Origin of the sequence: Micromonospora sp. NPDC048842 (assembly GCF_040649935.1) — a bacterium.
Taxonomy (GTDB): Bacteria; Actinomycetota; Actinomycetes; order Mycobacteriales; family Micromonosporaceae; genus Micromonospora; species Micromonospora hortensis.
On the sequence record NZ_JBEZGK010000026.1, the window covers coordinates 82,375 to 91,860 of the forward strand.

The following is a 9,486-nucleotide window of genomic DNA, read 5'->3' on the forward strand; positions in this document are numbered from 1 at the left end:
ACCACAACTCCATGATCGACGCGGGCGTGGGGCTAGTGCGACATCAGGTGGTGCGACTCGCGGATCTTGGCCCAGGACTTCGGCTCGGTCGGCGGGGCGGCCTTACGGGCGGCGCTCGCCACGTCGGGCCGGCCGGCGGTGAACAGCCAGGTGGTGAACAGGTCGTCCAGGTCCAGCCCGGAGATTTGCTCGGCCAGTGCCTGGAACTGCTCGATGGTGCCGTTGCCGTAGCGGCGCTCGGCGGTCCAGGTCGGCAGGATCTCGAAGAACGCGTCGTCGCCGACGGCCAGCCGCAACTGGTGCAGGGTCATCGCACCCCGGTCGTAGACGGCGTTGTCGAAGATCCGAGCGGCACCCGGGGCGCCGGGCAGCACCTGCCAGAACCCGTCGTCGGCCGGGTAACTGGCGTAGGTGAAGTCGAAGACCTCCTGGGCGGTGCCCTCGCCCTGCTCCTCCGACCAGAGCCACTCGGCGTACGAGGCGAAGCCCTCGTTGAGCCAGATGTTGCGCCAGTCGGCCACCGAGACCGAGTCGCCGAACCACTGGTGGGCCAGCTCGTGCGTCACCACGTAGGTGTTTGCGCCGCGTCGCCAGAAGCCCGGCCCGTACACCGGGCGGGTCTGCGTCTCCAGCGCGAAGCTGATGCCGTCGATCGGCCCGGCCACGCCGCCCTGCGCCTCGAACGGGTACGGGCCGAAGATCCCGCTCCCCCAGTCGACGATCTCGGCGGTCCGCTCGATGCTGGCCCGCGCGGCCGGCCCGAGGGCCCCCAGCGAGGTGCTGTACGCGTTGATCACCGGCTGGCCGCTCGGGGCGGTGTCGGTGACTATGTCGTACTGGCCGATGGCCATGAACGCCAGGTAGGTGGCGGTGGGGGAGGTGGTCCGCCAGATCCACCGGGTGCGGTTGCCGGCCTCGGCCAGCGGCGGGCTCGGCTGCACGCCGTTGCTGATCACCTCGACGCCGGTGGGCACCGACACCGAGATGTCGTAGGTCGCCTTGTCCAGCGGGTGGTCGTTGCTCGGGAACCACCACCACGCGGACTCGGGCTCGTTGACGGCGAGGGCGCCGTCGTCGGTACGCGTCCAGCCGGTGTAGCCGTTGACCAGGGCCTCCGACGGGACACCGGAGTAGCGCACGACGATGGTGAGCTGCTGGCCCCGGGTCACAGTGCGGGCCGGGGTGACCACCAACTCGTGCGCACCAGCGGTGCTGGTGCTCGCCGCCCAACCGTTGACCCGGACCGACTCGACGTCGAGCAGGAAGTCCAGATTGAACGTCGAAAGGTCCGCGGTGGCGGTGGCGAGGATGGTGGTGGTGCCGGTGAGCAGGTCGGTGGCCGGTTCGTAGCGCAGCCGGACGTCGTAGTGCTCGACGTCGTAGCCGCCGTTGCCGTAGTCGGGGAAGTAACTGTCGCCCAGTCCGGGCGCGCCGGGTTGCGGCGCGGCCGAGACGACCGGACGGCCCCAGCCCGTCGGGGCGGCCTGGCCGGGGGTGCCGGCGAGCATGGTGCCGGCGGTGGTGAGGGTCAGGGCGGTGGTGGCCGCCGTGAGGACTCGTCGCACGGGGTGGACTCCCTCCATCGGGTGTTCGCCAGGCCAACCTAATCGACAACTGTGAACGTCGTCGGCCTGCCACACCCATCGGCCGTCGTCGCGCTCTGGCGTCCCTTGCACCGCAAGGTCACACTGTGTTGATCGGAGGTGACACGTGCGACGCTCGGAGTTACCCAATCGGAAGTTGATCGGCCAACGGCAGTCGACAGCGGGCCGGGAACGGCTGCCGGCCGGCGGCCTGGAGTTGTTCGCGCTGCTCGCCCGGCTGCTGCGGCGACCCCGTCGCGGCGATCGCCGGCTGCCGCTGCTGTGGCTGGTCCGCTCCGACACCGCGGATCTGATGGTGCCGCTGCGCCGGTTCCTCGGCCAGGGCCCACGGCGGCGGGTCCCGCACGCCGTGCTGGACGCCGACGCGCCGCCCGGCGCCGGGGACGTGCCGGCGCTGCTGCGCGAGCTGCACCGGCAGCTCTCCCTGGAGGCCTTCGGCGCCGCCCGGCTGCGCTTCCGGCACTATCCGCTCGCCGACTGGCTGATGCAGCAGAGCCTCAGCCTGGGCGTCGACGCCGACGACAGCCGCGCCGCCCTGGTCCGCCGCCTGCGCGACCGCAGGGGCCCGCGCACGCCGGAGGCGTTGCCCTCCGGCGGCGACGCGGTCAGCATCGTCTCCCAGGTGCTGCTCTGGCTGGTCCGTCGGGCCGTGCCGGGGGTGGTCTTCCGGGCTGCCGTCTCCGGTCGGGTGCCGGTGCTCGGGCGGCACTACAACTGGTTCATGCGTCAGCAGTACCTGGCGCCCCGGCAGTCGGTCACCTTCCTCGGCTTCGCCGAGCGCCTCACCGCGGGCTGGCGCGACGGGGAGCAACCCGACCAGGTCAACAAGCTGCTGCTGCACGCGTTCCTGGAGGACCTGCGGCAGGCGTACCGGCGTCGGCCGTGGCGCCCGTCGGACTGGCGGCGCACCGCGTACCCGGCTCTGCTGATCGACCACGTCGCCCCCGGCAACGTCGGCGGGGACCTGGTCCGACTGATCGGCGACGTCCGTACCGAGACCGGCCGCAACGACCCGCTGCTCGTCATCGCGTCCGGTGGGCGGCCCCCGCCGGAACTGCCCGAGCCGCACCCGTTGACCGAGGCCGACGAGGCATTCGACGAGTGGGTCGAGGCGCTGCCGGAGATGCGCCGCCTGCGCCGCCCGGCCGCCTGGCTCGTGGCGCTGCGCCCCGACGACACCGACACCGGCCCACCCTCCCGTGCCGGGGTGCGCCCCTTCTCCGCGCCCGACCCGCCGTGGTGGTCGCGACGCTTCCTGCCGACGGCGCTCTGCCTGGTGCTGGTGGCGGTGCTCGGCCTGTGGGTGGCCAGCCGGTGGGGACCGGGCTGTCACCCCTCGCTCACCGGCCAGGTCTCGGTCGAGGTGGTCGGCAAAGGCGAGTGTGTCGGCTACAGCGACAGCGCCTCGCAGGTGTTCAACAACGACCCCGGCCAGGACCGGCTGCGCACAGTTCAAAAGCGCATCTTCGCGCAGAACCGCGCCGCCGAGGAGGTCTGGCAGCGCAGCGACCGACGACGGCCCTTCCTCACCCTGGTCTACCTGGGCACCCTGACCGGCAATCTGACCCGCGCGGACGATGAGTCGTACGTCTCCGAGCGCGAGGAACTCGAAGGGATGGCCACCGCCCAGTACGCCTTGCTGAAGGAGTCGGCCGGCGCCAACGGCGCCGCGCTGCTGCGGATCGTGGTGGCCAACGGTGGCCGCCAGATGATCTACGCCGACCGGGCGGTGGCGATGCTGGCCGAGCTGGCCCGGGACGACCCCACGGTGCTCGGGGTGGTCGGGCTGGTGGAGAGCCGCACCAGCACCGCCCGCGCGCTGCGCGAGCTGAACCAGGTCGGGCTGCCGGTGCTGGCGCCCACCCTCTCCGCCGACAAGATGGACGCCAACTCCCGCCTCTACCTCCAGATCTCCGCACCGAACAAGGACCAGGTGAAGCTGGTCGACGCGTACGCCAAGCAGGTGCTGAAGGTCGACGAGGCGCACGTCTTCTACACCACTCTGGAGGGCAGCACTCTCACCGAGGACCTCTACGTGGGCACCCTCGTCGACGGGCTCCGACAACAGTTCGGCCCCCGGCTCACCCGCCTCGACGCGTGGCGCACCGGGCAGCGGCTGACCGACGAGTGCGGCTACACCGGCATGCTCTTCTACGCGGGTCGGTGGTCGGAGTTCGACGGTTTCCTGCGGGCGTTGCGCGAGTGCGGCGGCAACCCGCCCCGACACCTCGTCGCCGACGACTCGGCCAACCGGTACATGGCCAACCCGGGGCTGCGCGCCGCAGCACCCGGCAACCTGCCCGTCACGTACGTCTCCAAGGCGGCCCTGGCCACCTGCGCTGCGCTGCGGGCCGCCCAGGACCGGCGCGACGACGACGCCCGGGCCAGCTTCCTGTCCTGGATCCAGGCCGACGACCTGCTCGACCCGCCGCGCTGCCGGCCCGGCTCCGAGGAGCAGGTCGGCGAGCGGGTCAGCCTCGCCTACGACGCGTCGATGATGCTGGTCCGGGCGGTGGAGAGCCTCGCCGCCCGGCTGCACCACGCCGACCCCCGGCAACGCTGGAAGCCGGATTCGGTGAACCCGGTGGGCGTGCACGCGGAGGTGCTCCGGCAGAACGCCGGGCAGGGCTACCCGGGCGTGGCCGGGCTGATCCGGTTCACGCCCGACTCGGGGGAGCCGGTCGACAAGCGGCTGGCCCTGATGCGTGTGGAGCAGGTGCCCGACGTGGCGAGGGCGCCGGTGGAGGTGTTCCGCTGCGGGGCCGCCGACGCCTCCGGCCCGGCGGCGTGCGGCCCCGCCTGACCGGTCCCGCGTGACACGTCCTCGCAGGACTGTCCGGGTGCCGCCGGTGTCCGTTAGGGTTCCTGGGACCAGGCGGCCGTGGCGTTGGGGGCAGAGGGTGGGCAGGCTCGCGTCGGCGTACGGGCAGGCGGTCAACTCCCACCGGGCGGCTCGGGCGCATCTGGACACCGCCCGCAGCGCCCTGGGGGCGGCACCGACCACCGTCGCGCCGGTCGGCGCCGACGACCTGGTGACCCGCCTCGCCCGCCTCGGCGCGGCCCTGGCAACCCCCGCCCCGGGCGTCACCCCGCTGACCGACGATCCGGCCGCGGTGCGGATCGGCGAGGCGTCCACAGCGGACGGCGCCTTTCCGGTGCTGGTCCCGCTCGGCGGCGGCCACCACCTCGCAGTGGACACCGACGCCCGCGACCCGCAGGTCGCCGGGCTGCTGCGGGCGCTGGTGCTGCGGCTGGTCGCCACCGCGCCGCCCGGTCAGGTCCGCGTCGCCGGCATCGACACCGCAGCGCTCGGTGCCACCTTCGGCCCGCTGCGACCGCTGCTCGACGCCGGGGTGCTCGACCCGCCGGCCACCGGTGAGGCCGAGGTGGCCGCGCTGCTGGACGCCGCCGAGCAGCACGCCCGCGCCGCGCAGCACGGCCAGCAGGCCGCCCGCCGACTGCTGGTGGTGGTCGCCACCGCCGCACCGCCGCCGCGCGAGCTGGCCCGGCTCGCCGCGCTCACCCACGCCGGCCCGGCCGCCGCCGTGTGCGTGCTGCTCGCCGGCCACCCGCCCCGGCTGCCCGGCGAGACCGCGCCGCCGCTGGGCGGCACCACAGCGGTGCGGCTCAACCAGGGGTACGCGCACGTCGGCGACCCACCCGGCGCCCCGTTCAGCGCCGACGGCAGCGGGCTCGCCGCACCCGTCCTGCTCGACGGCGACCCGCCGCCCGCCTCGGTACGCGCGCTCGCCGAGCACCTCGGCACCGCCACCCGTCGCGCCGACGCGTTGCCCTTCACCGACCTGCTGCCCGAACGGCGTTGGGCCGAGTCCGCCGGCAACGGCCTGCGGACGGTGATCGGCCGGGCCGGCGGCGGTGCCGCCCTCGGCGCCGCGCTGACGCTCGCCTTCGACGACGCCACCCCACACTGGCTGGTCGGCGGGCGCACCGGTGCCGGCAAGACCGTTTTCCTCCTCGACGTCCTCTACGGGCTGGCCGCCCGCTACTCGCCGGCCGAGTTGCAGCTCTACCTGCTCGACTTCAAGGAGGGCGTGAGCTTCACCGAGTTCGTGCCCACCGGGCGGGACCCGTCCTGGCTGCCGCACGCCCGCGCCGTCGGCATCGAGTCCGACCGCGAGTACGGCCTCGCCGTGCTGCGCGAGCTGCGCCGGGAGGCGCAGCGCCGGGCCACCGCCCTCAAACGGCACGGCGTCACCAAGCTCGCCGACCTGCCCCCTGACAATCCGCTGCCGCGAATCGTGACCGTCATCGACGAGTTCCACGTGCTACTCGCCGGCAACGACGCGCTGGCCCGCGAGTCGGTCGACCTGCTGGAGGAGTTGGCCCGCAAGGGCCGCTCGTACGGCATCCACCTGGTGCTCGCCAGTCAGAGCATGACCGGCATCGAAGCCCTCTACGGGCGGGCCGAGGCGATCTTCGGGCAGTTCGCGTTGCGGGTGGCCCTGCCCGGCGGCGGCGGGGTGCTCGACCAGCTCAACGACGCCGCCGCGGCCCTACCGGTCGGCTCCGCCGTGGTCAACACCGCCGCCGGGGCGGTCGGCGCCGACACAGTGCTGCGCTTCCCCGACGCGCACGCCGCCACTGCGGACCTCGCCGCGTTACGCCACGACCTGTGGCAGGCCCGCCCGCCAGGCTCGCGGGCCCCAGCGGTCTTCAAGGGGTACGAAGCCGCGCGGATCGAGGACGACAGCACCTACGCCGGGTTGCGCCCCGGTGGTCGACGCCCGATGGCCCTGGTCGGCCGAACCGTCGACGTGCACGGCACCACAGCACTGTTCCTGATGGACACCACACCCGGCCGGCACCTCGCCGTGGTGGGCACCGCACCGACAGGCGCGGACGTGCTGCGCGCCGCGACGCTCAGCCTGGCCCGCCAGCACACCCCCGGCGACGCGCGCTTTTACCTGGCCTGCCTGGTCGACGTCGCCGATCCGGTCGCCGACGACACCGAAACGCTGCTGCGGGCCGCCGGCCACCCGGTGCGGCGCCTCGACGCGGTCGGGCTGCGCGACCGGATCGCCGCCCTGGCCGCCGACCCCACCGGCCGCGAATACCTTGTGGTGTTCGGCGTGGACGCCGCCGCGCCCGTCCTCGGTGCCACCGACCCTGCCACGTTCCGCTCCGGCCTGGACGACCTGCGTACCGTCCTGCGTCAGGGCCCCGGCCAGGGGGTGCACCTGCTCGGCTGGTGGCGGGGGCTGCGCCGGCTCGCCGACGACCTCGGCGGCACCCAGAACCGCGACGACGTCGCCTGCCTGGTCGCTCTCAACGTGCCCGGCGCCGAGCTGGCAATGCACCTCGGAGCGCACGACCTGGCCTACACGCCCCGCCCCGACCGGGCGCTGCTGATCGACCGGCACGACCAGCGCACGCGGCTGATCGTCCCGTTCGTCGGCGACGGGCACGACCCGGACGGGGAGCGGTGACAGTGTCCTTCGAGGAGTACGCGGCGCTGGCCCGGCAGCTCTCCGCGCAGCACCGCGCCGGGGAACAGCACGCCGCCGCCGAGTCCGCGCGCCGCCGTGACCTGCACGCCGCCGTCGACTACCTCCAGCAACGGCTGACCGCCCAGGGGCAGCGCCTCGACCAGCTCGGCCGAGCCATCGGCATCGACCAACCACCCGCCACCCCCGCCGCAACGGCGGGACGGCCCGGCGAGACCGTTGCCTGGCCCGGTCCACCCGGGTCGCCCTCCGCTGCCGGTGGCCCTTTCTCCGCACCCGGAACCGGGGACGGGGAACCCGCCGGCGCAGCCGGCGCGCCGGGGCGGGCGGGGGTCGGGGCGTACCCCCAACTGCCGGCGGGGGAGGCGCGGCTGGCGCTGCCGACGGCGGTGAGCCCGGCGGGCGGCGGGGTACCCGCGCAGCGTGCGGCGGCGGCCGACCCGGCGGTCGAGTTGGAGCTGGCCCGGCGGATGGCCGACGAGGCCGACCGGCACGGGCAGCAGGCGGAGTTGCTGGCCCAGCGGCCGGCGCTGCTGCCGACGTGGTCGCCGCTGGCGCGGGCGGTCGCCGTCTACGCCGGGTGCGGCGCGGCGGCCGGGGTGCTCGTGCTGATGCTGGTGCTCGCCTCGGGTGTCGGTCTGGTGGACGGGTTCACCCTCGGCGCGTGGATCTGCGCGGGGTTGCCGGCGGTGGCGTTCTTCGGCGGGTACCTGGTGCTGGGCCGGTGGGGGCGACCCGCGATGGTCGCCGGCACCCCGCCGCGCTACCTGCCGCTCGGGTTCCTGATCTGTTTCCTGGTGGTGCCGATGGCCTACTGCGCGTACCTGCTGATGGTCCGCGGCCTGCGCTGATGACTGACCTGGCATCCGGTCTGCGCTTCGCCGCGCAGCCGGTCGTCAGCGTGTTCGTGCCGGGCGTCACGGCCCGGGTGCCGGAATTCGCCGACGGCGGCGTCGTGCCGCTCGACGTGCAGACCTACTCCCTCGAGCGGGACGAACCGTACGCCCGTGTCGCCGAGTACGACCTGGTCTTCGACGAACTGCCACCGCTCCTGCACCGCTACCTGGCCCACTGCCTGCGGGTCGCCTGTGCCGCCGGCGACACAGTGGTCTGGCTCGGCTTCGAAGGCTCGTTCCACTTCGACCACCTCCTCACCGAGGCAGTCGCGTCGCAGGTGTACGGGGTCTGCGCGCCCGGCGGCGAACCTGTCGTGGCCCCGGATCTGCGAACCCTCCGAACACCGGAGTGGCGACTGGTCGTCACCGCCCACGGGAGCCTGCTGTAGGGGCGAGACCTCCGCGGCGCCTACACGCTGACCCCGGCTCGACTGGTCCCGGGCATGATCCACTCGGCTTTGCGTAAATCGGGGTGTCTGGGCCGGTGGGAAACCCCGACATCCTGAAACCCGTGTCGAACATCGGCCGGCTGACCACCCAACCCGGCCATCCACTGTGTTCGCCTCAGTGCCGTAGTCTCGCGCCCCGAGCGCAGTCGGTGCGCCACCCGCTCGCCGAGGGTCCGGATCATCACGCCTCGACGTCTCGCGAGCGGCCGTCGTAAGGTTGGTCAGGGAATTGCAGGGACAGACGTCCACCCAGGTCGAGCCGATGTCGACAGGGGGCGGGATTGCGGTTTCGCCGGTCAACGCCGGTGCGGCGACGCCCCGACCCGAGCAGGAGCCAGGGCCGTCGGTCGTCGCCGCGTCACAGCAGGCCGGCGCGGGCGCGGTGGTCGCCGGTTTCGGGCTGATCGCAGTCGGCGCGGTCGCCGGCTGGGCGATCTGGCGCAGCGGCGCCTCCGCGGCGAAGATCCAGCCCGAGGACACCACTGGCGTCTTCCTCACCCTGTTGGTCTTCGCCGCAGCGGTCGAGCGGATCCTGGAACCGTTCTCCCGGTGGCTGCCAGGACGCGCCGCCGAGGCCGCGCTGTCCCGAACGGTGACCGACGTGAACATCCGGGTCGACGGCCCCACCGAGGCTGACCGCGAGGCCGTCGCCGTGGCCACCGCCAAGGTCGCGCGCGCGAAGGCGAACCGCACAATCGTCGCCTGGGGTCTCGCCAGCGGGATGGCCACCGTGGCGTCCAGCGCCGGCGGGTTCTACGTTCTGCACGCGGTCGCCGGCGCCGACTGGAACGGAATCGCGGTCTGGGTCGACGCCGTCGTGACCGGTGTGATGGTCGGCAGCGGCACCAAGCCGTTGCACGACCTGATCACCCGGGCCCAGAACGGCCCGCCGTCGCCGTAGCGCTTTTGCCGGCCCGGCTGAGCTCGCCGGCGGGCATGATCCACTCGGTTTCACGGAAGTCGGGGTATCCCCGCCACTTGGGCTCAAGTGGTTGTTGCAACGGGGTGGATTCTCGTCAGGATGAGGGGTCATGCCGGGGCAGAGGTTGTCGTCCGCGGAGCGGGCGCAGAT

At 73.5% G+C, this 9,486-nt stretch carries 6 protein-coding genes; 5 read left to right on the forward strand and 1 reads right to left on the reverse strand.

All coding sequences use genetic code 11. The features are described from left to right. Positions 1-32: 32 nt before the first annotated feature. Positions 33-1,565: a M1 family metallopeptidase gene (locus AB0C19_RS27870; protein ID WP_357190059.1), complete on the reverse strand. Its 1,533-nt coding sequence runs from the start codon at positions 1,563-1,565 to the stop codon at positions 33-35. Positions 1,566-1,740: 175 nt separating this feature from the next. Here AB0C19_RS27870 and AB0C19_RS27875 point away from each other — a divergent pair, with 175 nt between their 5' ends. The 5 genes from AB0C19_RS27875 (at position 1,741) to AB0C19_RS27895 (ending at position 9,315) form a co-directional block, all read left to right on the forward strand. Next, positions 1,741-4,407, forward strand: a complete 2,667-nt coding sequence (locus AB0C19_RS27875) for a hypothetical protein (RefSeq protein ID WP_357190061.1) — start codon at positions 1,741-1,743, stop codon at positions 4,405-4,407. A 97-nt stretch (positions 4,408-4,504) separates the two neighbouring features. Beyond that, entirely contained in the window at positions 4,505-7,051 is a 2,547-nt protein-coding gene (locus tag AB0C19_RS27880; protein ID WP_357190063.1) for an FtsK/SpoIIIE domain-containing protein, read from the forward strand. Beyond that, positions 7,048-7,920, forward strand: coding sequence for a hypothetical protein (locus tag AB0C19_RS27885; RefSeq protein WP_357190065.1), 873 nt, complete (start codon positions 7,048-7,050; stop codon positions 7,918-7,920). Before AB0C19_RS27880 ends, AB0C19_RS27885 begins: the two co-directional genes overlap by 4 nt. After that, a complete protein-coding gene (locus AB0C19_RS27890) occupies positions 7,920-8,354 on the forward strand; it encodes a hypothetical protein (RefSeq protein WP_357190067.1) in 435 nt (144 codons plus the stop codon). Before AB0C19_RS27885 ends, AB0C19_RS27890 begins: the two co-directional genes overlap by 1 nt. A 322-nt stretch (positions 8,355-8,676) precedes the next feature. After that, positions 8,677-9,315, forward strand: coding sequence for a hypothetical protein (locus AB0C19_RS27895; protein WP_357190069.1), 639 nt, complete (start codon positions 8,677-8,679; stop codon positions 9,313-9,315). Positions 9,316-9,486 lie beyond the last annotated feature (171 nt).